A 24,813-nucleotide genomic window follows, 5' to 3' on the forward strand; every position below is an offset into this window, starting at 1 on the left:
ATATCCCCCCTTAAATAATCTGAAGTCTTTTTATAATCTCATTAATCAGTTTAACGAGCTTATCCTTATCAGTTACGGTGGCCAAATCATTGAGGTATCCCTCCAAATATGGATAATCAGAAGCACTTTCATTAACTTGGTCAAATATTTGAGAAGCAGCCCCCCCGGTACTTCCTACAGGTATAATAACTTTTCCTAACTGTTTTGCTATGTCAAACTCCTTAAGCATGCCGTCAGCAATCACTATTTTGTCAGCTACTTTCTTATTCCCAAAAATAAATACGGCGATTCCGGCCTGAGAAATCATATCTTCACGGTATTTCTTCCACAATTGGTCACGTGAAATAGTTCCAGAAAAAACTTGAGGGAAGGGGCGTAGGCACAGGTGTTCATCAACATGTTTATACTTGCTTTGCATAATTTCTTCTAAAGCACCATTAATAATTGTTGATCCAATACCAAGTCCAAAGCCCGAAATTATTTGATAATTATTTTTAACTAATTCTTTGGCAAGATTATGTGTGAAGAGAACAACACTTTCCTCGTTCCATGGGGACTCATATTCGGCCAAACTTCCGGAAATAAATATATTTTTAAACAAGTAACCTTTTTCGACTGATTTTAAAATATTGGTTATTTCATCATAGCTATCCAACAGAATTGCCTGAATGCCATATCTTTTCAAATCTTTAATGCGTAAATCTTGTTTAGCTACGTTATAAATAAAATCTTGCTCACTTTCTCCCTCTTTTTGTTTGATTTTCTCGAAGAAGCAATAGTGATCTCGTTCAGATTCACCTAATAAAACTCGTATTTGGCTAAGAATATATTCCAAATTTGGATCTTCAAAACTGAAACCAATGAATAGAAATGTTTTTGATATTAAATCACCTTGAAGAGCTGTTCTAAACAATGGTCGTTCATTTCCATAGATCTCATAATCTTCTTTTGTAATGACCGCTTGAGCAGGATTTCTTACATCTCCGTGCATTTTATACACAACAGCATCTCTGTCGTATATATTACTCGCTAATGAATCTTGAGTTGTCTTAACATCCGTCTTTCTATTATTTTCCTTTAATGTTGTTTCTAACAACTCATCATAGTTTGTCGTCCAATATGTTTGGATTGGCAGTCTTGTAAGTATTTCTATATTTTCATTTCGAGTAGTGTCTTTTGTAAATTCATTTAGTATTTTTTGATTAATTGATGATCGTGTGCCACGTTCATTGCGATAATACTGTGTGATAGCTACCAAATCATTTTCTTTTTCAACATCTAAGCCAATATCATTGGCCAAGGGTCTTACAAGTTCCTTCCAATTTGTATAACCAGAACCACGCGATAATCCAGCACCCGCAAAAACTGCAGCATATCCTTGGGATACAGCTCTTGCATATTCTCTAACAAATTCTTGAGCACTTGCCATATTGATCCTCCTTACTGTTTGGGTTGGGGATGGGGACCCCAAACATAATTCGCAAGTGTATAAACACTTGCATTGCTTGCCAATTTACTCTCCGCGTCTTAATTCCTGAATATCTTTGAAGAAAATCCACCCGTTTTGTGCTGCACCCGAAATAAAGGCAGCTGCTGACGAAATGCTTGAAAAAGGTAGTTTAACTAAAGTTCTACAAGTTTCACCCAGATCTTCGAGTTTCTTATCATCAATCAGAGAATTGATATCATTGGTCAACCGCTGATAGAGCCTTCCTTCATCGCTCCAATTTTTCAGTGCTTCTTTTGGCTTATGAACAACAGCTCCTGCCTCCACTACAAAACTTCCATCTTGGAAATAAACCTTTGCATTGTAATTCTTACTCTTTGGCAAGTAGTATTTGACGTCAGGTTTCTTTTCTCGCTCAATGAAATTGATACCTTCAGCCTTAAGAAGAAACTCAATCTGCTGAATGTATGTCTGATAAGTTGTCTTATCGAATGAACTTAAATTAGGCTCTTTATTCCGCGGTTCGGTGTTATCCAGAGTATATACACTAGATTTTTTTAATAGGTTGATAAAATGGAACTCCATGTAGTCAATGACATTAGCATCAAAAATATTATTGTCGCTCACGAACATGATGCAGTACGTCCAAAAATCCTTGTTTTTATCATGGTTTCCAATTCTACCTGCGCCAAGTTTTGATTGACCTATGTATATTGTCTTGAAGCCATTGGTATCCGCTTCATCACTAAAAAGGAAATAGACAGCATAATTTGTAGCATAGTCTTCTTTTGCCACATCTTTTAGATAATCTCGCTTGAAATAGAATCCTCTGATCTGACTACTTCGATCTTGAAAAACCTTTATGGCAGAAGGATTATTTTCATCAGGATAGTAATATGTTATTGTCCTCGGCATAATTAAATCTCCTCATTAAATTCACTTCCGGATCATCCTTGAACAAGTTCCCATAGCTTGTCGTAACTACTCACCACATCATATTTTATATTTTCGCCACTGATGGCACGGAAATGCTCTCGGGCACAGTGAGCTTTCGCTTTTTCAATTTCTCTGAGTTCCATAGAGGACATGTCACCTTTGGTTTCAGCAACAAAATAAATATGTTTGACTTTACCCTCATAGAAAGCAATTGCCCAGTCGGGATTGTATTTTCCAACAGGTGTGTTTATATAGAATCCTTTTGGCAGTTTGACATAGACTTCAACTTCTTGTGAATGCGTCTCTAGCTGATTAGCGAAGTCTCTCTCATTGGTCGAGTCGTAGATTACATAGTCATACAAATGCCGTTTTGCTTCTATAGCATTGACACCCAAAGCACCTTTCTTGAGATCCGGCTCAGTAAATATATTCGTGCTAAATTTAGATGTCAGCTTATCGTAGGTAATATGCTCAATAATCGCTGTAGCTTTCTGCTCGTTGATAATATTTGCTGCTCGCAGGATAAACTCTTCAGGATTATTCCCAAACTGGTCAAATATCGATTTTTCAATACCAACTAAAATTGAAGCCACCGTTTTGCGTGTCATCCCAGTTTCGGAAACAATCTTTCCAACCAGATCATACCGTACCGAACTGCTGGCCTTCATCTCCAGGTAAGAGGAAGCCTCCTCTCGTACCATATCAGCTCGAACAAAAGCCTCTCCGGCTTGCAGCTGAGCTTTGGATTCGATCTTTTGGGTTTGTTCGCCTTTCTCCACCTTGAAATATATCTTCGATACACGCAATTTGGAATTCAGCTCAGTGATGGCTCTTTTTATCAGCTCATCCTCATCAAAGCTTACGGTATAGTAGCTTCGGCTGTTGATTCTTGACCAAAGTTCCTGGAATGCGCGGCTATTCAATTTATCTTTATCGAGCGTCAAATTGACTGTATTTTTACGAGCGTTCTCTGGTTTATTAATATTAGGATCGTAGACAGAATCAAGCACAGAGATTACTTCCTGGATATGTCCAGATATTTCCTCAGGCACTTCAAGAGAACCATTTTGCTTTGCTTCATAATACTTTTCTGTCAGTTCACCGCGTTTAATATAGCCGTTCTCTATCAGACTCTCATAAATAACCAGTGCGGTATCTTCGCCAAATTTCTCTTCAAACAGCTTGGCTTGAACCTTACGCGGACGATCGGCAACTGCTTCTGCAATTTCGCTTTGCAATCCTTTTGCAAAACTGTCGTAGCTTTCATTGGCAATAACAGTCAGAACGTTGACATTGTGAATCTCTTCGTAAGAAAGGACATTCTCATCCATTCGCTCACCAACTTGGTTTACAGAGAGACGCAAACCTCGTCCAACTTCCTGTCGCTTGCGAACATCGCTGCCACTTTGTTTCAATGTACATATCTGGAATACATTGGGGTTATCCCATCCTTCACGCAGCGCTGAGTGGCTGAAGATGAACCGGACTGGTTCGCGACGATCCAGAAGCCGTTCTTTGTCCTTCATGATCAAGTCGTAGGCATCAGCATCATCGGATGTACGTTCTTTCTTATCGCCAAGCTTACTGTCGATTATTCGACCGCTTTTCTTGTCTATTGAGAAATACCCAGCATGTGTCTGATCTTCAGATATACTTTCAAGGTACGTAAGGTATCCCTCTTCATCATCAAGAGAAAGCTGTATATTTCCAACTATAGCCTTATACTCCTCTTCAAATATCTGAGCATAGGTGCCACCCGTGGCATTTCCCGGAGCATCGTATTGTCTATATTTTGCTACCTCGTCAATAAAGAACAAAGACAGTACCTTGATGCCCTTGGTAAACAATTGACGTTCTCTTTCAATATGGGAGAGTATAGTTTCTCTTATTTGAATTCGGCGCAACTGTTCCTCACTGACCGAACCAATCACATCACCTGCATACAATTTTTTACCATTCGTGAATTCCACAGATGAATCACGTCCATCAATACGTAAAATCGTATGCCCATCTTTGTACTCAGCAAGTTCCCCTGTATTTGTCAACTTAAAATTAGGCCATATAGTCATTTAATTTTCGGCCACTAAGAAAAAAAAATTTAGTCGTTTCATAAGCATATTTAGTTTTCAAAGAGCATTGTTTCACGATGAATGCTAACGCGCTATCGCTTGTTACACCCTGTATAAATGTTTATCAAAAACATGATAAACCTTTATACAGGGTTATTGTTTTTTTCTTCATGCCAGTTGCTGTTGTTGTAACCACTCCTTCGTTTCTTTCATGCGGTACGAGTTTCCATTCATGTTGACGATGTATGACTGATGCGTCAACCGGTCAATCATGGCCGCCGTCATCACGGGATCCTGAAAAATTTCACCCCATCGTTCGAAGGATAAGTTGGTTGTGATGATTGTCGATTTGCGACCAGCCCTCAGCGACAAATGGGTAAACAATAATTCAGATCCTTCCTTATCAAAAGATATATAACCCATTTCATCGGCAATAACCAAATCATATTTTTCAAAGCGGTTCTGGAAGGCTCGAAGAGTTTGCTCTGCTCGGCATTCTTTAATCCGGTTAATGAGGAGGGGAACAGTTGTAAACCATACTTTATATCCCTCCAGGCAGGCCTTTAAGCCTAGCCCAATACTCACATGCGTCTTGCCTGTTCCCGGGTTCCCCGCCAGAATAATGTTGCGCCCCTCCTGAATAAACTCTAATGTTTTCAGCTGCTTTAACTTCTTTTGGGCATCATCTGGCAAATCCGCGATGACCAAATCTTCAAGGTACTTTTTATGTGTAAATTCAGCCAGACGAATGCGATTATGCCGCGAGGCTTCCCGACGAGCATCACATTCCTTCTCCAGTAACTGCGCCAGAAATGCTTCATAACTGGCATCCTGCTGCGTTGACTCCCGAACTTGCTCATCCAAATGCTTACGAATCATAGGGAGTCTCAGTTCTTTGCTATATTCCAATATCGCTTCCTTAAACGCCTTGCGCGGCGCGTTACTCATGCAACGTCCTCCTTTGCTTTTGGTGTATGGGTATCAAACATGTCATCGTACATGCGAAGCTGCTGTGCTGACCGCTCTACAATCTCTTTTCCCGTTTTCGAGAGATTTGGTTGAACAACAGGCATCGCGTCACGATTCCTAGCACAAAGCACTTTAATTTTATCCGTAGTCACTTGAGCCGGATGAATTTTCTCCAGCTCCCGAATAGCTTGCTCGACTTCCGCAAATGGGACATCGTCTCGAATATATTGCAATAGCTGTATAAATTCCTTGTCTTGTTTGGTATAATATGTTTCGTATATTTCTTTTATCCTTTTAGGAGCCTGCTGCCATGCCGCACTACCGGCAAATGCACCAGGTTTTTTCCTTAGCGTATCCAAATAATGATTCAGATCAAGCCGCCACTCGTGGTTGCCGGTTAATCGCACATGCTCCGCTACCAAGGATTCCTGATGGAAGCATCGCACCCGGGTCGCATATGCTTTAATCATGATCGATTCACCTACCAAATGATCCGGTACTGAGTAACGATTCTGATCAACGATGATGGTGGAATATTTGTTCACCCGTCCATAAATCACGCGAGCTGCATCAAATGGTGGAAGGGTGGGCAGCAATGCGGGGCGCTCTTCTTCCAATCGTTCCTCCGCCGTCTGGCCGTTGTACTCATCATGGGACTTACGATTACGCTTAGTGCACACATCCTGCAAATATTGATTTGCCTCCTCCAGGGATTCAAATTCGTCCCGAAAAGCGAAGGCTTTTCGGCGAACGACCTCGACGCTTCGCTCCACATGACCTTTTTCGTTGCCCTTGCGAATATTGCAAAACCGATACTGAAAACCATAGTAGAGCGACAATTGAAGCAATCCTTGCGTCGGCTCCTTCTCCGTTCCAATAAACCTTTTCACCGCGACTTTCATGTTATCGTACACCATGGTACGATACACTTGGCCGATATGCTGGAAAAACAGGGCGTGTGCTTCCTGAAAACACTCTGTTGTTTGTTTGGTGAACAGATAAGCAAAGCGATAGTTCCCGTAAGCCGTTGTGAATACGGCCATCTGAAAAACTTGAAATTTTCCATTAATTTTTAGTTTAACCTCACCCCAATCAAATTCGCAAATGTCTCCAAGTTCATACAGAGCCTTAATAAACGCTTCCTTTGGTTTCCGTTCCAAGCTTCTAATGGTTCGAAGAACGGTACTGTAACTTAGTTGAGTACCCTCGGCTTCCAGTGCTTCAAAGATATCAATGGCTTTTTTTTGCTGCTTGTGCCGCCCCTGATTTCGCTTAGTTTCATTCTCGTCAAGATAGAACTGGATCCTGTTCACAACCTCGTCAGTCATTTTTCTTTTGGGTCGAATGCCCACAGTATACTTGGGGGCAGAAGTGAGGGTGTCGACTAGTGCCTGGATATCTGCCGACCCGCTCGACAATAATTGCTGTCTCCCTTCCTCATATTGTCCAATGTACTTTCCTACGGTGTCCCGATTGATCCCTGTTATTTTCGCAATTTCCCGGCGCGATTTCCCTTCATGAATATGCATCATTAAAATTTGTTGCTTGATGTTCATTGTGATCATCTCTCCCAGCCCCTACCTGTTGAATTTCCTCTCAAGTAGGTTAATCTATTGTGGCCGGTTTTTCAATGACTACGGTGGCCTACTATTAGATTACCATAGACATTCCCCAGAGTTATCAAAAAGGTTGTATCCTTCAGTGACGATCCTGGAAACCTTCCGAATACCTGTTTTCCCTTTGATGTCAAATTCTATTGTTGCAGTCGGATTGCCCTTAGAGAGGTTGATGCTCTGAATATAGATATAGCCCTCAGTTGCAGTGCTCCCTGAAACAGAGATCCCCTTTACGGCGATTTTTTTAACGAGCTTTTTGTTGTAAGCTTCAAGGGCATCGAGGCGATAAATCATATTGTAGACACTGTCCGCCCGATGCGTTGCTGAATACCGCAGTGTTGCCAAAGGAGTGAACTCTTTCAGTCTTTCTTTGGTTGCTGCACCTTCTACTGACTGTGGCTCATCGATTATCAGAATCGGATTCGTTTTAGCTAAAATATCAATTGGACGGCGGGAACGAAAATCATCGAGTTTCATATAAATACGCCTTGCGTCTTTTCCTCTGGCATTGAACGCTTGGCTGTTGATAATCATGGCGTTAATTGAACTATCAGATGCAAACCGATCGAGTTCAGTTAGCTGGGCAGAGTTATAAATAAAGTAGCGGATCTTTTTACCGTAATCTTCAGCAAAATGATCCTCTGTCATTTGAAATGACTTGTAAACACCTTCACGTATGGCAACACTAGGGACGACAATGATAAATTTACTCCATCCATAACGCTTATTCAGTTCGTACATTGTCTTGATATAGGTATAAGTTTTACCTACACCGGTTTCCATTTCAACGGTCAAGTTATAACGCCCATCAAGTGATTCTGATGGCTTGATTTGCCCCGATCTCTGTATATTACGGATATTCTCAAGAATTTTATCGTCGCCAATAACCACTGGTGCATTATTGAAACCAGTAAAGCTACGAGCATCTTCCAGGCCGATTTGTCCTAATCCTGGATCTATCATATAGGTCGGTGAGTGAAATGGCTGACCATTAAACACTTCACAAATCGCATTTGCAGCATCAGACTGAAATTTTTGATGCCTGAATTGTAATCTCATCATCGCACCCCCTAAATCACTCTTACAGTGGTATTTGGTGCGAGAAGCTTGAATATCTCGACCACATTTATTTTCTCTGGCGAACTGGTAAAGCTGCTGTCACGGAACACCACACGAAGAGGCTGACGACTAGCAATCTCTCGGATAACCTTCTCAGTAATACGCTCCTCAAAACAAGCTATTAAGTCACCTTCGTTATACGTGTGAACTGTGAAGCCCTCTATCTTTTCATGAGTGTGAGGTAATGAAAGAGGAAGTCCCCAGTCAAGGAGACACCCAAACAGAAGATCCATATCCGTTCGATCTTCCTTAATGTTTGACTGCAGCATTGAAATCATGTCCTGTGTGTAGTCGCCTGCAGCATAGTAAACATCATTCATGTTTGTGTCGTCGAGTTTTAGGACACGGAAACCAATATCGAGATTCAACGCAGTCAACCCCGCCTCAGCTTTGATTTTATCACCGGCACGGCGGATACGTTCTTTACCAATTTCACAAATTGTGGTGAACTCGCTATCTTCGACAGGTTCTGGTAATTGAACCATTACAAATTTTCTTTTACCACCATCATCGTAATTTTGTAACATTACCGCATGTGCAGTACTGGCGGAACCGGAAAAGAAATCTAACACTAAACAATTTTTATCTCCAACAATATCAAGGAATTGGCGAATCATTTTTGTTGGTTTCTTCCCAGCCCGAAAATCGACGCCTCCCTCATGCCTTATATTTCCAAAATCCCCGCTCATATCGTAAAAGTTTACGATTGGCTTATATTTTCGAGAACTACCGGCATTTAACTCTTCTACTCGTGTCAACGGAACACCCGAATAGAACTGGCCTTTTGTCGCACTCTCTTTTTTAGGGCCGGTAAAGTAACGATACCCTATCCCATCTTCGCCAATACCCTCAACTTTATATAGGCATCCAATACCATCTATATCTTTTCTGGTACCGAGATATTTATCAAAAAACTTTCCAGATGTGTTGCCCGTTAATACACTCCCTGATGCCCATGTGTCTTTTAGCAGTCCAATTCTACCTTCTGAATGTTGAATTATACGATATTGTCCGGGTTTGAAAATTGTGACAGTTTTACCTCCGAGAACAATCGTTTCTCCTTGTGCGTCCTCAACAATCTCGTTTCTAAACTTGCCTACGTCATACTCTTCAAATGGTTTATTAGGTACAAAATCGCTTTTAGATTTAGCGTAAACCAAAACCTGTTCGATTAGTTTTTGAAAATCATCTTTCTCATTTAGAGACTTGCTTGCATACCTTACTTGAATATAGAACACATCAATCAAATTTTCCGAACCAAAAACTTCATCGCATATTTTTCTAAGGTTATGTGCTTCGTTATCATCAATGGAAACGAAAATCACACCATCGTTCGACATTAAATTTCGTGAAAGCAGAAGTGTTGGGTAAATTGAAGAACACCAAGCTGAGTGATACCGTGGGTTAGCCGTGTTGTTTTCCTTAAAATTCCGTAATCCGTCATCATCATACACTTCTACAGCTTCTTCATATTCATCTTCAGTCATAATATGTTTATCACGATATATGAAACTATCCTTCCCTGTATTGTATGGTGGGTCAATATAGATCATCTTCACCTTGCCAAGGTAGCTTTCTTGCAACAATTTCAGCACATCAAGGTTGTCGCCCTCTATGTAAAGATTCTCGGTTGTGTCCCAATCTTTGCTCTCTTCCATGCAAGGTCGGAGTGTTTTGCGTATAGGTCTACCGGTCTCGGCAATGGCAGCTCGCTTTCCCACCCATGTAAACTCATAGGCTTCATCTCCAAAAATATCCTCGCCAAGCATGGTGCGCAACAGGTCAATATTGACCTTTCCCTCGGTAACCGCACCGGGAAAAAGCTCGGCAATCTTCGCAACATTCTCGGCGGTAAGGTTTGGGGTTTCGAATTTCATTTTATCCATATCAATTATCCTCCTATTTGTGGCAGTTTCTCAATGATCGGTTGAGCCAAGTTCCAAACAACCGTGGCGTAACCTGATATATTTGCAAGAGTTTATGCATCTTTGATTGTTTTCTTTATCCTGCCCATAACCTTGGTATAGACTGATTTCGCTTCGGCTTGATTTTTTGCCTTGGCGATGGTTAATACCTCGGCAATTATCTCAATTAACACATCTTGCTGCTCATTGCTCTTGCTGATAAGGTCAACAAGTGTATAGAGGTTAGTCGTGTTCTGCTCAATGGCGCGGAGACTTCGGATTGTTTCTTCACGATAGGCAGCTTCTGCTGCTTCTTTTCGTTCGCGTTCTCTTTGGACATCTCGCAGTGACCGCTCCATTTCACGTTGATTTACAGCAATCGAGTCAACCACAGAATTAGCAAGGTGATTTGTTGTTGACAAATCTATTCTCGGCATATTTGCCGGATCAAACTTCAATCCATCACTCATTGTAGTTCCTCCAGTTTTTTATTAAGTCGTTTCAACTCCCCATTCAACTCAACTTGTTTATTAAACTGCTTTTCCCGCACTATTTTCTTTTCCAGTCCAGCAATCTCGCGTTCAAGTTTTTGCCGTAGTTTGTCTTTTTCAACCGCTTCGGCTATATCTCCCTCTGTATCTAATCTTCCGCCAGCTATATGGCGTGCAAGATTTTCATAAACGGTATCTAGATTTAATCCGTCAAGCTTTAGCGTGCTTCCATCAATTCGAAACCAGTCAGAGTTGTAGTATGTACCTGATGCTTCGATCCAAGTTTGAGCAACATTTTCAAAAGTCAGCACGAATAAAATTTTGTATGGGATTGCCTTATTTATAGCCGTCAAAACACGTTTATCCAAGCCGCGCTGCCGCAAGGAAATTTCAAATACTTGTATTTCTTTAACATCCTCACCGGGAGCCAAGCCCACTGTTGTATCAGAAAGTTTATTTCTCCAGATAATCGATTCAATTTGATTTTTTATAATGTCGCGCAACTGGGTAGTCATTGTTGTGTTAGCATAAATTTTTTCCTTTGCCACACGCCGGTTGACTTCAGTTGAACGGGGTAATCCTAACATATCTTCACCTCACCACCAGGAAGCAAATCATTTCAAAGTCATCCAGACCGCTTATCTTGTTATTTAAGGCAGAGGTGCCGCCTATATTAAAAAGACTGTCAATGTCGTTTTCCTCTTTCACTTCAATGATGGATGTTATTGCATCTGTAAGAAGGGTTGAGATACTTTGCATATCCCGGCCATCTTTTGTCTCAGTATTAAACTCACGGCAAACATCCATTACCGGGGTGTTTATTCCTTTGCACAGTGACCTGAATTTATCGAGAAGATCCTTAGGGGAAAGATGATCACAGATAACTTCCCCACCCGTTCCCACATAAACCATATAAAATGGGTGAAGTCGGTTTTGCATGTCTATATTTACACTGTTATTCAGGTTCTTGAGAACAAACACGACTCCAGGAGGGCAATCCTCTGAAGCGGGAACCACAGCATGAAGTCCGTAGGGGATCGTATCCATGTCGCCGTTTTGCTTTACATATTCAAGTAGATCGAGCCGGAATTCATTCAAACCCAAGTCCATAATGGATATCCCTGATTGCATATCTTCGATATCCACAACTTCTTCCTGAAGTCGTTTAAGTTGTGCTTTGCGGTATTCGAGATCGCCCTTTTCTTCTGCATTGATTAGATCATCATCGCCAGTGGCTGTCATGATCGAAATGCGCATCCTGGTTTCAACTCGCCCTTTAAGAGAGAGATACTCATCCAGATCCACATCCGGCCAGAAATTAACAAGTTGAATTACAGCATTATGGCTGCCTATTCGATCGATTCGTCCAAAGCGCTGGATAATGCGAACTGGATTCCAATGAATGTCATAATTAACACAGTAATCACAGTCTTGGAGGTTCTGGCCTTCTGAAATACAATCTGTTGCAATCAAAACGGAAATATCATCTCGATTGTTTGGCATCAACAAGTTCTTATCCTTAGAAATCGGCGAAAACAATGTCAGCACATCATTCATGGACGCTTTTTGGCCCTTTATGGTGGTCCTGCCTTCTACACTTCCCGTAATTATTGCTGAGTCCAAGCCAAACTGAGACTTTACGAAAGCGCTTACGTTTTTGTAAAGATACTCGGCTGTATCGGAGAAAGCTGAAAAAATCAGGATTTTTTGATTCCCTTCGTTAATTGGATTATTTAGTTTGCTCTCAATCAACCCTAAAAGAGTTTGGAGCTTGGTATCATGTTCAGGTGTGATATCATCTATCATGATTTTAAGAAGTCCTAGCGTTTCAGCATCTTCGGCGAGCCTATCTCGCCAAGACTTGTAATCCATATCCGCTAGATCAATTTTATACTATGTTCAGCCGCGAAATACTCTGTATTGCGGTCATCATCATCGAAATCAACATCATCACCAACAAGTTCGCGCCCTTTGATAACTGAGCCACCCCCTGATGTGAACGCATCGATTTCATCAATTGTATCGTCAATGAGCTTCTTAACGCGACCTAAGGTCAATCGAAAGGACTCCACAGAGCTTTCAAGTCGTTTTAAGAGGTTAATGCTCATCAAACGGCGTATTCCCATTTCTCGCCCTGCACGGTTTATATTAATCGACGTGTCGACATACTTGCCCAATTGGCTCGGGAAGATGAAGTCGGTTGGTATATATACCGAGAGGTTTAGTCTCATCAATTGCTCATAAATCTCACTGTAGTTGATTGTTCCTTCCAAGTTGCTGAGGCGCGGACGAAGAGAAAGAGGCTTTAATCGTTCCGGAAAAGAACCAATCTCATTCATGTTGTAATATTTCTCGATGTGTTTACGAGAACGAGCAATGGTTACGCTGTCAAGCACTTCAAAAAAGTCAAAATCCAGAGATTTTAGGAGCATCTCCGTAGTTCGTTCGCCATCATTCTGTTTATTCCAATAGTTAAATACCTTCTGTGCATTTCGAAATATCTCATCAATCGGTCGTTTCGTTCCAAGCTTGTCATTAATAAGGCTTGGATTACCTTCGTAAGCCAGTTCAAGCTGATTTCTCAGGTCAATAAAGCGGTTGTTGACCGGGGTTGCTGAAAGCATGAGGACCTTTGTCTTAACGCCGGCACGAATGACACGGTTCATAAGTCGAAGGTAGCGATTTTCACGTCGATCATCACCATAGACCTCTCCGCCGTTTCTGAAGTTATGAGATTCATCGATGACGACTAGGTCATAGTTGCCCCAGTTTAGTCTGCTCAAATCCAATCCATTTGATTTTCCTCGTTCTCTGGAGAGGTCAGTATGGTAAAGGACGTCATACCTTAATCGATCTGCTGCAATGGGATTATTGACATAGTTATCTTTAAAAGTATTCCAGTTATCTGACAGTTTTTTCGGGCAAAGGACAAGTACAGAGCGATTTCGGTTCTCGTAATATTTCATGACAGCAAGTGCGGTAAATGTCTTACCAAGTCCTACGCTATCAGCGAGGATGCATCCATTGAATGTCTCGAGCTTATTGATTATTGCAAGGGCTGCATCCTTCTGAAATGTATAAAGCTTATTCCAAATCTTGCTGTCCTTAAATCCGGTGGCTTCATTTGGCAGTACATCCTCAGAAATATCTTCCAGAAATTCATTAAAGATATTATAGATTGCAACAAAATATATAAATTCCGGAGCATTTTCGTTATAAGCAACGGTAATGCCGTCAATGACTTGCTCAGTCACATCCTGCATCAGATTTTTGTCATTCCAAATCTGGCCAAACATGCGAACATATTCGTCTGAAAGGGGCGCAAACATCTTATTGACCGGATTGATAATGTTGTTACCGCGTTCACACCCGATGTCAGCAGTTGTGAAACTATGGAGTGGCATATAAGTTTTGGGCTCTTCGCCAATTACATTCATAAAACCGCTAATGTTTCCACCAGTTAAGTTTGAGCGGAATTTCACTTTCTTGCGAATCCAATCCGCACATTCGCGAGCAATCGCTTTTTGTGTCAATTCATTGCGTAGCTTCACTTCAAATTCAGTACCATACAGGGAGCGCTCACGATCCAGGCGAGGAATATAAAACTCCCGTTTTTCTTTTGGAGCTTTCTCGTGTAGAAATGTCGGAGAAGTGAAAATAAAGCGCAGCTCATCAATGCCATCAAGCTGTTTCTTGAGGGCCTGGTATGCGTATATAGAAAAACATGCCGCCGCTATGGACAGCTTGTCTCCTTTTTTTATTGTAACCATCAAATCGTCTTTGACAGTTCTGCTGACGTTATCCAACAATTCCGGCATTTGCATAATTTTCCCTCATTTCTAAGAGTATTTTGATCCTTAAATTTCGTTGTTTGATTATTCGAACGATTTTACACATTTATTAACCTTGTTTATTTCCAAGTTAAATTATAACGACAAAATTATTCTCTCAAAGCGCATGTAATAATGCCTACTTTTGGGTAGGCACAATTTCCATAATGTCCCCAAAATCACAATCAAGCACTCGGCAGATCTTAACGAGCACTTCCATGGAAACATATTCGTTATTCGAAAGTTTAGTGAGGGTGTTAGGACTGATTCCTGTAGCAAGTCGAAGATCCGTTTTTTTCATGCTTTTATCGATCAGAAGTTTAAAGAGTTTGTTGTAGCTGACATCCATAAATTCACACCTCGTTTATAAGGATTACAATACATTGCCTATCCATTCGATTATATCACGTTGAATTCGCGAATGGCAGAAAAATATATAGACATTTGCGAATTTCTCTTTGAAAATCGTTTTTTCTATATAGGATTACGATTTTAGGTGTGAACATCCATTGACAAGGCATTAAAAAAGCCGATCAGAAAGACTTCTGCCGGCATTATTGGTTTCTCGTGAGAAGCTATTATTTTCGTTCCACAAACCATTTTCCAAGGTGTGTCCCGCTGATATTTGGACTTCGCTCAAAGAAAAGATAACTCTGATGACCATTGATTTGGACTGTATAACGGTCACCTTGCCCTCCAGCTTTCAGCGCAGCTGCAGGACGGACATCCAGGATCTTTTCGATGGAATATTCACGGCCATCTTCCCAGCGGAGGCGTCTTGGGAAAAGATGTCCGTCTTCGGAGAAGGAAGCAATGACGGCAACATATACTTTAGCCTGTGAAGTCACGTGTCCTCACCTCTATCCGACAGGTGTTTAAGGAAATTGCTGTTGGACTGGATAGGAGATTCGATCTGCCAGCCTTTTCGCTTGAGAATCCGAAATTTGAAGTCAAGCAGCTCAGGAGGTACTTCCAATTCCTTGGCAACAGAGAAGAAGAAGGTGTCCTCACTGAGTAGTTCTGTGACCTCGTCATCTTCCAGCAGGTATTCGGCAGCAAACAGATTTGCTTCATACTCCATCTGGGAGGATGTATCATATAATGCAAAATCATGGAAGGCCTTCATCTTTGCGGCTTCATGATGAAGAACAGCGTGACCGATTTCATGGGCTAGGATAATCCGTTGAATTGGCTCTGGCAAGTCGCTGTTGATTGTGATGTGCTTTTTTCTTGATTGTCGCAGAAAGAACCCTTTGCAAGATTTCTCTGTACTGCCAAGCGGCATTACTTGAACGATGATCCCCATGGCTTCAGCCAGCTTCCAAGGATCTGGCTCATCATATTTTCGCATTATGCGGGATACTTCCCGGCAAATTATCTCTATCGACATGTAATCACCTTCAAATGATATAAAATCAAATACTCATCCTGCTAACGATCCCTCACTATCATTAAATCAAAGTGTCGGTACAAAAATACGGACAGTGAACGATAAAATGGTCGGCCGGTTGGAAATAAGAACGAAGAAATCCTTAATCCATTTCCTTTTTTCGGCCATAGGTTTTCCGGGCTTCTTCCTTACACTTCAAATACGCCTTCATGACGGCTTCAAAAAAAGCATCCTTGGCTTCCTGATCCAGGGCTCCGCCAGCAAACAAGGCCACATTCTGCTCAAGGAGAACATCCATTTCCTTAGCTGCCTTTGGTCCCAGCCGTTCCCGAGCTTCCTCAATGTAGGGAGCTTTTTCTATACCGTATTTCGGGTCTGTGATCTCATCATTGAGCAGATAGTCTACGGATACCTGCAGAGCTGCAGCCAGTTTTCTAGCGATATTTCCACGAGGCTTGGTGTCCGTTGTTTCGTATGCAGCAATGGATCGTTTTGAAACTCCGACAAGCTCACCCAGTTGCTGCTGATTGAGCTTCAATTCCTCCCGAGCTTCTTTGATCTTCTCTGAGAAAGTTTTCATTTCCTTGCCTCCCGTAATGAATATAACTTCGTCAACTTCATTTTTGTATTGACTATTCTTCATTATCCTGTTAATATTGAGCTACAAGATGAAGTTAACTTCATTATACCTTCGCAAACTTCATCTGTCAACGAAGAAGTTATAGAAACCTTTGGAAGGAGTGGCTTTTTATGAGTAAGGACCGCGCACTACTGCATAGCGACTTAAACAGCTTCTATGCGTCCGTAGAAATCATGCTGAATCCAACACTGCGAGATAAAGCCATCGCAGTCTGCGGATCAACAGAGGACCGCCATGGCATCGTCCTGGCCAAATCCGAAAAAGCCAAGAAAGCCGGGATCAAGACCGGCATGGTCAATTGGGAAGCCAGGCAGAAATGCCCAGGTCTCATCATGGTTCCACCGCAATATGAGCAGTATCTGAAATACTCAAAGCTTACCCGAGAGATCTATCAGCGCTATACGGATCAGGTTGAGCCCTATGGCATGGATGAATGCTGGCTGGACGTGACCGGCAGTCTAGGCGTCTGTGGAAGTGCTCTCTCCATTGCGGAGGAGATCCGGCGCACCACCCGAGAGGAGTTAGGTCTTACCGTCAGTATCGGCGTGTCCTATAACAAGATCTTCGCTAAGCTTGGCAGCGACATGAAGAAGCCTGACGCTATCACGGTCATCAATCGCTGTGACTATCAAGAGAAGGTCTGGCCGCTGCCGGTTTCTGATCTCTTCTATGTAGGACGAGCAACCGACAAGAAGCTTAGCCGTTACGGCATCAGGACCATCGGAGAACTGGCCAGGGCACCGCGAGACTTTTTGAAGAGCACCTTGGGCAAGAACGGAGAGATGCTCTGGTTCTTTGCCAACGGCGAGGACTTATCCCGAGTCATGCCAAACGACTTTCAATCACCGGTAAAATCCATCGGTCATGGCACGACCTGCATCTCAGACCTGGAAACCAATGATGAGGTTTGGAAAGTCATGCTACACCTGACCCAGGATATCAGCCATCGGCTTCGAGTCCATGACATGAAAGCTAATGGCGTCCAAATCACAGTGAAGGACAATACCCTATCCTATCGTCAATATCAGACGCAGCTGCCCATGGCGACCCAAAGCCCCATGGAGATTGCCTCAGCGGCACGGCATCTGTTTGAAAATAACTACGACTGGCATACATTTGTGCGGGCAGTAACTGTTCGCGCCATCAACCTCGAACCCAAATTCATGCCACAGCAGCTGATGCTCTTTGATGATGCTGCCAGACGGGCCAGACTTGAAAAACTGGATGATACCATCGAGACCATACGAGGTCGCTTTGGAAAATGGTCCATCTATTCAGCCTCCCTGTTAGGCAGTATGAAAACATCTGGAGACAGCAGTCATGAGGTCATCATGCCCGGCATCATGTACGCCTAGTACAGGAGGGATACCCAATGAGAACCGTCCAGATCAAATGCAATCGAGAAAGAAGACTCTTTGACACCATAGAAGGCTCAAAACTGAAGATTCTGATCAAGTGCAGCAATACAAAGGTCTGCCCCTACAAGTCTGACTGTCTGAGGACCACAGAGATCGTCCTTGGAGCAGAAAAGGAAGCCTTTGACGAATTCTACAAAGCCATCAACTGTCCCCATTGTGGGAAGCGACTTTTCGATGTCACTACTGACAGCGTAGGCATTGTCACCATCAAATGTGAGATGTGTGGAAAAGTCGCAACCATTCCGGTCATCGCAGACCAGGGATAAACTCATTATCTGATTATGGTGCACCGGCGCACTTTTCGAAGTAGCGACCACCGCACGAGCAGGTAATGAACAACTGAATATCAATCGATACCGAGCACCGGAGCCGATTCACTGAGCTACCACCGCCGGATGATTACTCAATTGAGAGGATCATCCGGCCTTTTTTATTCAGTAATCAGCTTTTTGGCAGTGCATCACCAATGACAGGCTCCCCGCCAAAAGGAGCCTGTCATGTTTATTTTTAGCCAAATGAATAGAGCTGGCTGTCTTGTCTCACCGAGATGCCGCAGCCCGCCGCCTCCTTCTTGTTCGCCGCTAACAAGCCAACAACGAGAAGGAGAATAAAAATGAAAAAGATTAATCTGCGGGAAGTATACCCGTTCTATGAGAATGACTGTTTTGTCATGGTCGATGATGAGATCGCTGAGATCTTTGAAGAATCCAAACGCAAAGAGCTGAATTATCAACGAAAGGTCTACTGGAACAAGGCTCACTACTCCTTGGATCGGGACGACGGGATCGAGCATGACGCAATTTTTGTCTCCCTGTCACCCTATGAGATCTATGAGCGGAAGATGACGAAGCAGGAGCTTCATGCTGCCATTGCCAAGCTGCCGGATATCCAGGCCAAACGAATCTATGCCTACTACTTTCTGGAGATGAGCAAGACTGAGATTGCCCAAGCAGAAGGCGTCAGTGTTATGGCTGTCTGCAAGTCCATTAGCCAAGGACTGAAGACTTTAGAAAAAGAATTGAAAAATTTTGAGGAATAGGGTTTATAAATGACCTTCAAATCTCATGGCTTATGAGAGGGACTTTTATCTTCTCATAAAATCGATCTTTGACAACTTCATATAGGAGAACCGGATACTTTTGGTGCACGAGCCGGAAGGACAAGCCAGGCAGCAGGTACGCCATGACCTTCGTTTAAGAAGAGAGCGAGACATACCCATGCTGCAGGTCGATCTTGGCAGATCGGCTGGCCATGACCTTGTGCATCAGATAATGATACTTCCGTATAGTCACAGTCCGAGCGTGATCAAACCGTCGCAGGCAATGAGTACGGCCCGCCATCAGAATGGAGGGAGGTGAAAGTCCTATGAGAGTGTAAGCCAATGCTTGTCCGGTCCATCCAAAGAACCAGAATCAAATATAACAGCCGCACCTGGTAATCCCGCATATTAATGGCGGAACGATTGATTCAGGTGCGGCTGTTTTCTATTAAATGAAGGGAGGTTTTTGCATGAACACAACTTTATCCAGTAAAGACGCCTATAGCCTCATGCTCAAAGATTATCCCGACGTCATGAATATTGATCAAATGTGTGAAATCCTTGGTGTCAGTACCAAGACGGGTTATAAGCTCCTGAAAAACGGTGACGTGACCTTTATCAAAATTGGGCGAAACTATCGAATCCCAAAAGCACACATCATATCGTATCTCAGAGTCGGAAATGAACAGCCGTCCATTTGAACCTCCACAACATTGCACGACGCAACTTGCCTATGATACGTTCTAAGTGTCAACGGCAGGTAATCGGAGCTACAAGCAAAGGAGGTTTTTATAATGGTAGCAGGACACCTGCAAGAAAAGAAAGGCTATTTCTACATGGTACTTACCTACAAGGACCATGAAGGAAAACGCAAGAGCAAATGGATTACGACCGGTTTAACTGTTAAAGGGAATAAGAAGCGAGCCCAAGATCTACTCCAAGAAGCCAAAAAAACTTTGTTCCTGATATCCCTGTTCCTACGGAGGATATGCTTTTTCATGATTTCCTTAAGCAGTGGCTGGAGATTGCCAAGAGCACGATCCAACTAACCACCTATTCAAGTTATATAGGTATGTCAAATTCAGCCATATTACCGTATTTTAAAGAGAAGAAAATCAAGCTTACTGACTTGAAGCCTAAGGATATCCAGGACTTCTATACTTTGCAGCTAAAGCGAGTGAAGGCTAGCACCGTGATTCACTATCACGCCATCATTCACAAAGCCCTGAAGTATGCTGTTAAGATTGACCTGATCCCAACGAATCCAGCCAGCAAAATTGAACGCCCTAGGCAGGAACGGTTTGTAGGAAGTTTCTACGACACCAAAGAAATGAATCAATTATTTGATGTGGCTAAAGGAACTAACCTGGAAATTCCAATTCTTCTTGGTGCCTTTTACGGACTTAGAAGAAGCGAAGTGGTCGGTCTAAAATGGAGCGCAATCGACTTTGAAAATAACTCATTAGTAATTAAACACACTGTTACAGCCTTTAATCTTGATGGCAAACATATCATTCAAGCAAAAGATTCAACAAAGAATAAATCCAGTATGAGAACTTTGCCTCTAGTGCCAGCTTTCAAAGAAAAGCTGTTAGCTATGAAGGAAAAACAGGAGTTTAACAGAAAGCTATGCGGAAGATCCTATAGCAAAGACTATCTGGATTACATTTGTGTCAATGAGCTAGGGGTTAGACTTCGTCCTGGGCATATCACTACAGCTTTTCCTAAGCTATTAGAAGATCATGGCTTAAGAAGAATTCGCTTCCATGATTTGAGACACAGCTGTGCCAGCTTGCTGCTGGCAAACAATGTTCCGATGAAGCAGATACAAGATTGGCTTGGACACAGTGATTTCTCGACAACGGCCAATATCTATGCACATCTGGACTATAACTCAAAAATCTCATCAGCTCAGGCTATGGTCGATGGATTGAATTTCGTCATTGAAACATCGAACGAGGTTGAACAGAATAATGGCTCTATCCAACCAAAATAATGACAAAAAACAAGTCTTCTCTGCAAGCAAAGAAAAAAGCGGCTTCCCTCAAACTGAGGAAAACCGCGGGTTTTTGGCGGAGGGTTAGGGATTCGAACCCTAGGTCCCTTTCGGAACACGACTTTTCGAGTGCAACGATGAAATGAGAATTTAGTGGAAATTAGCAGTAAATCCATGTAGATAAAAGCTCCCGAAAATCTTGTAGAATCAGGGTTTCCGGGGATTTTTTTCGTGTCTGCAAGGAATGTTGAGCACTCCAAAAAATCAACGAAAAAATTGCATCCCAACCCGTTTTGGATAGAACTCGGATAGAACTCGAAAATTCTATCATTATTAATACAAAGATATGCTTTCACCACTTGCCGTTGACAAATTTAAGAAAGTGAGTGAAGCAAATGAATTTTAATGAATATTGTTCTTCGGAAATTGATCGTTATCCTGAATATGTCACGCAGAAAGAAATGTGTGCCATCTTAGGTATTTGCAAATCAACAGCCTATTCAATTCAGAAAAAAGGCATGATTCCCTTTGAATATGTAAGCACATCAGAAGGAAGAAGGCAACGGATAAAGATTACAGACATTCTGCTATATCAATATGAAAAGATGTGCTTTGACGAAATAGAAAATGAATATATTGAAGGTTTGCGCCGTTATTATCAAAAACAATTGCATGACTTTCCCCAACTGCTATTGGTTCCTGATATAATGCGTTTTACCGGATATTCAAAATCAGCAGTAAACAATTGGATACTGCGTAATGAATTGAAACCTTTAAGCTATAAAAACAAGCGGCTACAATCATTCCACCGAGGTAAAGGAACGCTTATAACGAAAGATTCATTCCTTGATTTTTTGACCGGCCTGTATTATCGAAGCACAACAAGAAAATCAGCCGTACATGAAGAGCAAGCCAAACAATATGAGCAGCTCTTTGGCACTTTCATGTCAAAGCGAGGTGCTGTTAATGTCTGACTATAGCTTTCTAATAAATAGGTATCCCGAATTTGTAACGAAAGATCAGTTTTATAGGATATGCCATATAAGCAAAAAAACAGCGCTGTATTATCTGGAGAATGGCGTTATTCCCTGCATTGATTCTGGAAAAAAGACACGCAGGTACAAAATTGCAATAAAAGATATTATTTTCTTTCTACAAGACAGAGATAAAAATCCTGAAAAATATTATCTGCCGAATCATTTTAACAATCCTTTTTTGCCGAGCGAAATTAGGCAATATAAGGCCAAACCGCGCCCTGATAGCTATAAATATGTTTACAAGCTAAAAGGCATAAAAGAGGTCAAGGATTATCAGAAATATCTTGAACAGCAATTTGCAGATTATCCGGATATGATGACCAGTTTGCAAATACAACAAGTCACCGGACATTCAAAAAGTACACTAGTATCATGGTGCAAATCCGAAAAGGTAAGATATATCAGGCATCATAATGCTTACCTTCTACAAAAGAAGAGTGTTATTGCCTATTTATTCAATCGGGAGTTGCAACAATGAAGATTGAGCCATTTGTTCTGTTATAGAGCAAGTGGCTTTTTTATATGAAAGGAGGAAATTAAAAATGTCTAAAGTAATCGCCCTCGCCAATCAGAAAGGCGGTACAGGGAAAACCACGACGACGGTCAATCTTGGGATCGGTCTTGCGGCCCTGGGTAAAAAAGTTCTACTTGTAGACGCGGACGCACAGGGGAATCTGACGGATTCATTGGGTTATCAGGAGCCGGATAATCTACCTGTTTCACTGGCTATCGTACTGAACAAAATAATTGATGAAAAGTTCAGTAAGCCGGACGAAGGTATCCTTCACCATGCGGAAGGTGTTGACCTGATGCCTGGCAACATTGAACTGTCTGCTATTGAGGTATCACTGGTCAACACTATGAGCCGGGAAACGGTACTGCGCACATATATCAACACGGTTAAAGACAAATATGATTATGTGTTGATCGACTGTATGCCCTCACTTGGTATGATGACCATCAATGCCCTTGCTGCTGCGGACAGCGTAATTATTCCAGTTCAGGCTCATTATCTGCCCGCTAAAGGAATGACACAGCTTTTGCAAACCATTGCCCGTGTGAGAAGGCAAATCAATCCCAGGCTTACCATTGATGGTGTGCTACTAACAATGGTGGATAACCGCACCAACTTTGCAAAGGATATTTCCTTTATCCTGCGGCGGGACTACGGCGACAAGCTGCGAGTATTTCAAACGGAAATCCCCCTGTCCATCCGGGCGGCTGAAACAAGCGCGCAGGGAAAAAGCATTTATGCGTTTGACCCGCACGGAATAGCTGCCAAAGCCTATCAAGCCTTTACAAAGGAGGTGCAGGACATTGGCGAAAAACGACGTGCGAAACAGCATCAAGCTGACCTCAGTAGATGAACTTTTTTCCACAGAGGAGAGCCGCGCAGATAGCCAACGAGAAAAGGTGCTGGAAATTCCTCTTTCGGAAATCAGCGATTTTCCCAACCACCCTTTTAAAGTGAAAGCGGATGAAGCCATGCTGGAAATGGCCGATAGCGTAAAACAGTACGGTGTTTTAGTCCCCGGCCTTGTGCGACCGAAACCGGATGGCGGCTATGAAATGGTTGCCGGACATCGGCGCAAAAAAGCAAGTGAGCTTGCAGGCAAGGAAACAATGCCCTGTATTGTCCGTGAATTAGACGACGATGCCGCCACAATTATCATGGTTGACAGCAATCTACAACGGGAAAGCATACTGGCGAGCGAAAAAGCCTTTGCATATAAGATGAAACTGGAGGCCATGAAGCGACAAGCAGGCAGGCCAAGTAAAAATTCCGCCCAAGTTGGAAGTAATTCTTTTGGCAAAGAATCCAGAGAAATTCTTGCAGAACAAGTAGGCGAAAGTCGTAATCAAATTTCCCGCTATATACGCCTCACTGAACTTACACCGCCACTTCTTGAAATGGTGGACGAAAAGCAGATTGCTTTTAATCCGGCTGTGGAGCTTTCCTACTTAGCCGAAAAGGAACAGCAGGAACTATATAACACCATGCAGTCGGAGGACTGTACCCCATCTTTGGCACAGGCGCAAAGGATGAAAAAGCTCAGTCAGGACGGCAGGCTAAGTGTAGATGTCATCTTTTCCATTCTTACCGAGGAAAAGCCTAATCAAAAAGAAAAACTCAATATCCAGCGTGAACGCATCGACCGCTTTTTCCCTAAGAACTTTACCGAGAAGCAAAAGGAGGACTTGATTGTCCAGCTGCTGGAAAGCTGGTATAAGAAGCGGCAGCGGGAGCAGGAACGATAAAACACAATATGATCGTGACACATGCCAATTCGTTCTCATGAATGAGGACGTTTTTTTATGCCCTTTTTGAAAGGAGGTGCTTCCATGTACTTTACAGAAGGGCGGCTGCGCGCATACGAGCGCATAATGCAGGAAAAACCGAAGCATGACCATGAGCTTTCTGCAAAACCAGTGAGGGATGAGGATTGTAAGCAATGCCGATACTTTGACAAGCATAGTGGGAAATGCAGCAAAGAAAAATGTGTCATACCTGAAGATTAACGAGGTGATTTTACACCAAGGGGGTAGTCTGTCCTTTTGCTTGCAGGCGTCGCATAGCGGCCTTGCGCCTTCCCCCTCCCCACACCCCTCCCCTAAAAATTTACCAGCCGAAAAAGAAATATTTCCGCCTTTCGGCTGGTAATACCATGAAATTCTATATGGAAGGAGCCCTTTATGAAACAGACAACACAAAAGAAACCCAAAACCTTCCGTACCTTGATTCGGCGAATCCACATCACCCGCAAAGCAGTATGGGAGGAAAGTAATGAGTCTGCTGTAAGGAGAAAGGACGAAAAGCAGAAAAACCACCCGCCTTTCTTTTTCGGCCCGTAATCGCGCTTTCTGTGAAAACACAGGGAGCTTTTTTAATTCATCACAACGGAAGGAGGCAA

At 42.5% G+C, this 24,813-nt stretch carries 26 protein-coding genes; 11 read left to right on the top strand and 15 right to left on the bottom strand.

Features of this window, described 5'->3' with window-relative positions:
* Positions 1-10 precede the first annotated feature (10 nt).
* From CEQ75_RS02845 to CEQ75_RS02910, 15 genes are all read right to left on the bottom strand, one after another.
* Positions 11-1,429, bottom strand: a complete 1,419-nt coding sequence (locus CEQ75_RS02845; protein WP_089608994.1) for an SIR2 family protein — start codon at positions 1,427-1,429, stop codon at positions 11-13.
* A gap of 84 nt (positions 1,430-1,513) precedes the next feature.
* Complete coding sequence (locus CEQ75_RS02850; RefSeq protein WP_089608995.1) at positions 1,514-2,362, bottom strand: GIY-YIG nuclease family protein; 849 nt, start codon at positions 2,360-2,362, stop codon at positions 1,514-1,516.
* Positions 2,363-2,394: 32 nt separating this feature from the next.
* Positions 2,395-4,452 (bottom strand): restriction endonuclease, encoded by a 2,058-nt coding sequence (locus CEQ75_RS02855; RefSeq protein ID WP_089608996.1) that lies wholly within the window; start codon positions 4,450-4,452, stop codon positions 2,395-2,397.
* Positions 4,453-4,620: 168 nt separating this feature from the next.
* On the bottom strand, positions 4,621-5,400 hold the full coding sequence (istB, locus tag CEQ75_RS02860; protein ID WP_089608935.1) for an IS21-like element helper ATPase IstB: 780 nt from the start codon (positions 5,398-5,400) through the stop codon (positions 4,621-4,623).
* The gene (gene istA, locus CEQ75_RS02865) at positions 5,397-6,986 is read right to left on the bottom strand and encodes an IS21 family transposase (RefSeq protein WP_089608934.1); all 1,590 of its coding nucleotides are present in this window, start codon (positions 6,984-6,986) and stop codon (positions 5,397-5,399) included. Before istA ends, istB begins: the two co-directional genes overlap by 4 nt.
* A gap of 90 nt (positions 6,987-7,076) precedes the next feature.
* Entirely contained in the window at positions 7,077-8,099 is a 1,023-nt protein-coding gene (locus CEQ75_RS02870; RefSeq protein ID WP_338031992.1) for a DEAD/DEAH box helicase family protein, read from the bottom strand.
* Between the two features lie 8 nt (positions 8,100-8,107).
* Complete coding sequence (locus tag CEQ75_RS02875) at positions 8,108-10,042, bottom strand: site-specific DNA-methyltransferase (RefSeq protein WP_089608998.1); 1,935 nt, start codon at positions 10,040-10,042, stop codon at positions 8,108-8,110.
* Positions 10,043-10,134: 92 nt separating this feature from the next.
* The gene (locus CEQ75_RS02880) at positions 10,135-10,530 is read right to left on the bottom strand and encodes a hypothetical protein (RefSeq protein WP_089608999.1); all 396 of its coding nucleotides are present in this window, start codon (positions 10,528-10,530) and stop codon (positions 10,135-10,137) included.
* On the bottom strand, positions 10,527-11,138 hold the full coding sequence (locus CEQ75_RS02885) for a DUF4391 domain-containing protein (RefSeq protein WP_089609000.1): 612 nt from the start codon (positions 11,136-11,138) through the stop codon (positions 10,527-10,529). The genes CEQ75_RS02880 and CEQ75_RS02885 overlap by 4 nt, the downstream gene beginning before the upstream one ends.
* Positions 11,139-11,142: 4 nt before the next feature.
* On the bottom strand, positions 11,143-12,357 hold the full coding sequence (locus CEQ75_RS19295; RefSeq protein WP_338031993.1) for a C-terminal helicase domain-containing protein: 1,215 nt from the start codon (positions 12,355-12,357) through the stop codon (positions 11,143-11,145).
* 71 nt (positions 12,358-12,428) lie between these two features.
* The gene (locus CEQ75_RS19300) at positions 12,429-14,375 is read right to left on the bottom strand and encodes an SNF2-related protein (protein WP_338031994.1); all 1,947 of its coding nucleotides are present in this window, start codon (positions 14,373-14,375) and stop codon (positions 12,429-12,431) included.
* Positions 14,376-14,520: 145 nt separating this feature from the next.
* Positions 14,521-14,730, bottom strand: a complete 210-nt coding sequence (locus CEQ75_RS02895; RefSeq protein ID WP_089609001.1) for a helix-turn-helix domain-containing protein — start codon at positions 14,728-14,730, stop codon at positions 14,521-14,523.
* A 229-nt stretch (positions 14,731-14,959) separates the two neighbouring features.
* On the bottom strand, positions 14,960-15,229 hold the full coding sequence (locus CEQ75_RS02900; protein WP_089609002.1) for a hypothetical protein: 270 nt from the start codon (positions 15,227-15,229) through the stop codon (positions 14,960-14,962).
* Positions 15,226-15,732: an ImmA/IrrE family metallo-endopeptidase gene (locus CEQ75_RS02905; RefSeq protein ID WP_242965356.1), complete on the bottom strand. Its 507-nt coding sequence runs from the start codon at positions 15,730-15,732 to the stop codon at positions 15,226-15,228. The genes CEQ75_RS02900 and CEQ75_RS02905 overlap by 4 nt, the downstream gene beginning before the upstream one ends.
* Before the next feature lie 181 nt (positions 15,733-15,913).
* Entirely contained in the window at positions 15,914-16,351 is a 438-nt protein-coding gene (locus tag CEQ75_RS02910; RefSeq protein ID WP_089609004.1) for a helix-turn-helix transcriptional regulator, read from the bottom strand.
* 233 nt (positions 16,352-16,584) lie between these two features.
* On the opposite strand from CEQ75_RS02910, the gene CEQ75_RS02915 reads away from it, so the two are divergent.
* The 11 genes from CEQ75_RS02915 (at position 16,585) to CEQ75_RS18580 (ending at position 24,754) form a co-directional block, all read left to right on the top strand.
* Positions 16,585-17,766, top strand: a complete 1,182-nt coding sequence (locus tag CEQ75_RS02915; protein ID WP_242965441.1) for a DNA polymerase Y family protein — start codon at positions 16,585-16,587, stop codon at positions 17,764-17,766.
* A gap of 17 nt (positions 17,767-17,783) precedes the next feature.
* Positions 17,784-18,095, top strand: coding sequence for a hypothetical protein (locus tag CEQ75_RS02920; RefSeq protein ID WP_089609006.1), 312 nt, complete (start codon positions 17,784-17,786; stop codon positions 18,093-18,095).
* A 347-nt stretch (positions 18,096-18,442) separates the two neighbouring features.
* On the top strand, positions 18,443-18,868 hold the full coding sequence (locus CEQ75_RS02925; RefSeq protein WP_089609007.1) for a sigma-70 family RNA polymerase sigma factor: 426 nt from the start codon (positions 18,443-18,445) through the stop codon (positions 18,866-18,868).
* A 470-nt stretch (positions 18,869-19,338) separates the two neighbouring features.
* A complete protein-coding gene (locus CEQ75_RS02935; RefSeq protein WP_089609009.1) occupies positions 19,339-19,569 on the top strand; it encodes a helix-turn-helix domain-containing protein in 231 nt (76 codons plus the stop codon).
* A gap of 287 nt (positions 19,570-19,856) precedes the next feature.
* Positions 19,857-20,864 carry a tyrosine-type recombinase/integrase gene (locus tag CEQ75_RS02940; RefSeq protein WP_242965357.1) on the top strand — a complete coding sequence of 336 codons (1,008 nt, stop codon included), beginning with the start codon at positions 19,857-19,859 and terminating at the stop codon, positions 20,862-20,864.
* A 395-nt stretch (positions 20,865-21,259) separates the two neighbouring features.
* Positions 21,260-21,838, top strand: coding sequence for a hypothetical protein (locus CEQ75_RS02945; RefSeq protein WP_089609010.1), 579 nt, complete (start codon positions 21,260-21,262; stop codon positions 21,836-21,838).
* On the top strand, positions 21,831-22,379 hold the full coding sequence (locus tag CEQ75_RS02950; protein ID WP_089609011.1) for a hypothetical protein: 549 nt from the start codon (positions 21,831-21,833) through the stop codon (positions 22,377-22,379). The genes CEQ75_RS02945 and CEQ75_RS02950 overlap by 8 nt, the downstream gene beginning before the upstream one ends.
* 64 nt (positions 22,380-22,443) lie before the next feature.
* On the top strand, positions 22,444-23,268 hold the full coding sequence (locus tag CEQ75_RS02955) for a ParA family protein (protein ID WP_028308868.1): 825 nt from the start codon (positions 22,444-22,446) through the stop codon (positions 23,266-23,268).
* A complete protein-coding gene (locus tag CEQ75_RS02960; protein WP_089609012.1) occupies positions 23,219-24,160 on the top strand; it encodes a ParB/RepB/Spo0J family partition protein in 942 nt (313 codons plus the stop codon). Before CEQ75_RS02955 ends, CEQ75_RS02960 begins: the two co-directional genes overlap by 50 nt.
* Before the next feature lie 84 nt (positions 24,161-24,244).
* Positions 24,245-24,421, top strand: coding sequence for a hypothetical protein (locus CEQ75_RS18575; protein WP_198306616.1), 177 nt, complete (start codon positions 24,245-24,247; stop codon positions 24,419-24,421).
* Between the two features lie 174 nt (positions 24,422-24,595).
* On the top strand, positions 24,596-24,754 hold the full coding sequence (locus CEQ75_RS18580; RefSeq protein WP_198306617.1) for a hypothetical protein: 159 nt from the start codon (positions 24,596-24,598) through the stop codon (positions 24,752-24,754).
* The last annotated feature ends 59 nt before the right edge of the window (positions 24,755-24,813 follow it).

Source organism: Dehalobacterium formicoaceticum (assembly GCF_002224645.1).
GTDB lineage: Bacteria > Bacillota > Dehalobacteriia > Dehalobacteriales > Dehalobacteriaceae > Dehalobacterium > Dehalobacterium formicoaceticum.

What these genes read in the sequence shown, in the direction of transcription:
- CEQ75_RS02845 (WP_089608994.1), bottom strand. Translation starts at nt 1,429, where the DNA reads ATGGCAAGTGCTCAAGAATTTGTTAGAGAATATGCAAGAGCTGTATCC.
- CEQ75_RS02850 (WP_089608995.1), bottom strand. Translation starts at nt 2,362, where the DNA reads ATGCCGAGGACAATAACATATTACTATCCTGATGAAAATAATCCTTCT.
- CEQ75_RS02855 (WP_089608996.1), bottom strand. Translation starts at nt 4,452, where the DNA reads ATGACTATATGGCCTAATTTTAAGTTGACAAATACAGGGGAACTTGCT.
- istB (WP_089608935.1), bottom strand. Translation starts at nt 5,400, where the DNA reads ATGAGTAACGCGCCGCGCAAGGCGTTTAAGGAAGCGATATTGGAATAT.
- istA (WP_089608934.1), bottom strand. Translation starts at nt 6,986, where the DNA reads ATGATCACAATGAACATCAAGCAACAAATTTTAATGATGCATATTCAT.
- CEQ75_RS02870 (WP_338031992.1), bottom strand. Translation starts at nt 8,099, where the DNA reads ATGATGAGATTACAATTCAGGCATCAAAAATTTCAGTCTGATGCTGCA.
- CEQ75_RS02875 (WP_089608998.1), bottom strand. Translation starts at nt 10,042, where the DNA reads ATGGATAAAATGAAATTCGAAACCCCAAACCTTACCGCCGAGAATGTT.
- CEQ75_RS02880 (WP_089608999.1), bottom strand. Translation starts at nt 10,530, where the DNA reads ATGAGTGATGGATTGAAGTTTGATCCGGCAAATATGCCGAGAATAGAT.
- CEQ75_RS02885 (WP_089609000.1), bottom strand. Translation starts at nt 11,138, where the DNA reads ATGTTAGGATTACCCCGTTCAACTGAAGTCAACCGGCGTGTGGCAAAG.
- CEQ75_RS19295 (WP_338031993.1), bottom strand. Translation starts at nt 12,357, where the DNA reads ATGATAGATGATATCACACCTGAACATGATACCAAGCTCCAAACTCTT.
- CEQ75_RS19300 (WP_338031994.1), bottom strand. Translation starts at nt 14,375, where the DNA reads ATGCAAATGCCGGAATTGTTGGATAACGTCAGCAGAACTGTCAAAGAC.
- CEQ75_RS02895 (WP_089609001.1), bottom strand. Translation starts at nt 14,730, where the DNA reads ATGGATGTCAGCTACAACAAACTCTTTAAACTTCTGATCGATAAAAGC.
- CEQ75_RS02905 (WP_242965356.1), bottom strand. Translation starts at nt 15,732, where the DNA reads ATGCGAAAATATGATGAGCCAGATCCTTGGAAGCTGGCTGAAGCCATG.
- CEQ75_RS02910 (WP_089609004.1), bottom strand. Translation starts at nt 16,351, where the DNA reads ATGAAAACTTTCTCAGAGAAGATCAAAGAAGCTCGGGAGGAATTGAAG.
- CEQ75_RS02915 (WP_242965441.1), top strand. Translation starts at nt 16,585, where the DNA reads ATGCTGAATCCAACACTGCGAGATAAAGCCATCGCAGTCTGCGGATCA.
- CEQ75_RS02920 (WP_089609006.1), top strand. Translation starts at nt 17,784, where the DNA reads ATGAGAACCGTCCAGATCAAATGCAATCGAGAAAGAAGACTCTTTGAC.
- CEQ75_RS02925 (WP_089609007.1), top strand. Translation starts at nt 18,443, where the DNA reads ATGAAAAAGATTAATCTGCGGGAAGTATACCCGTTCTATGAGAATGAC.
- CEQ75_RS02935 (WP_089609009.1), top strand. Translation starts at nt 19,339, where the DNA reads ATGAACACAACTTTATCCAGTAAAGACGCCTATAGCCTCATGCTCAAA.
- CEQ75_RS02940 (WP_242965357.1), top strand. Translation starts at nt 19,857, where the DNA reads ATGCTTTTTCATGATTTCCTTAAGCAGTGGCTGGAGATTGCCAAGAGC.
- CEQ75_RS02945 (WP_089609010.1), top strand. Translation starts at nt 21,260, where the DNA reads ATGAATTTTAATGAATATTGTTCTTCGGAAATTGATCGTTATCCTGAA.
- CEQ75_RS02950 (WP_089609011.1), top strand. Translation starts at nt 21,831, where the DNA reads ATGTCTGACTATAGCTTTCTAATAAATAGGTATCCCGAATTTGTAACG.
- CEQ75_RS02955 (WP_028308868.1), top strand. Translation starts at nt 22,444, where the DNA reads ATGTCTAAAGTAATCGCCCTCGCCAATCAGAAAGGCGGTACAGGGAAA.
- CEQ75_RS18575 (WP_198306616.1), top strand. Translation starts at nt 24,245, where the DNA reads ATGTACTTTACAGAAGGGCGGCTGCGCGCATACGAGCGCATAATGCAG.
- CEQ75_RS18580 (WP_198306617.1), top strand. Translation starts at nt 24,596, where the DNA reads ATGAAACAGACAACACAAAAGAAACCCAAAACCTTCCGTACCTTGATT.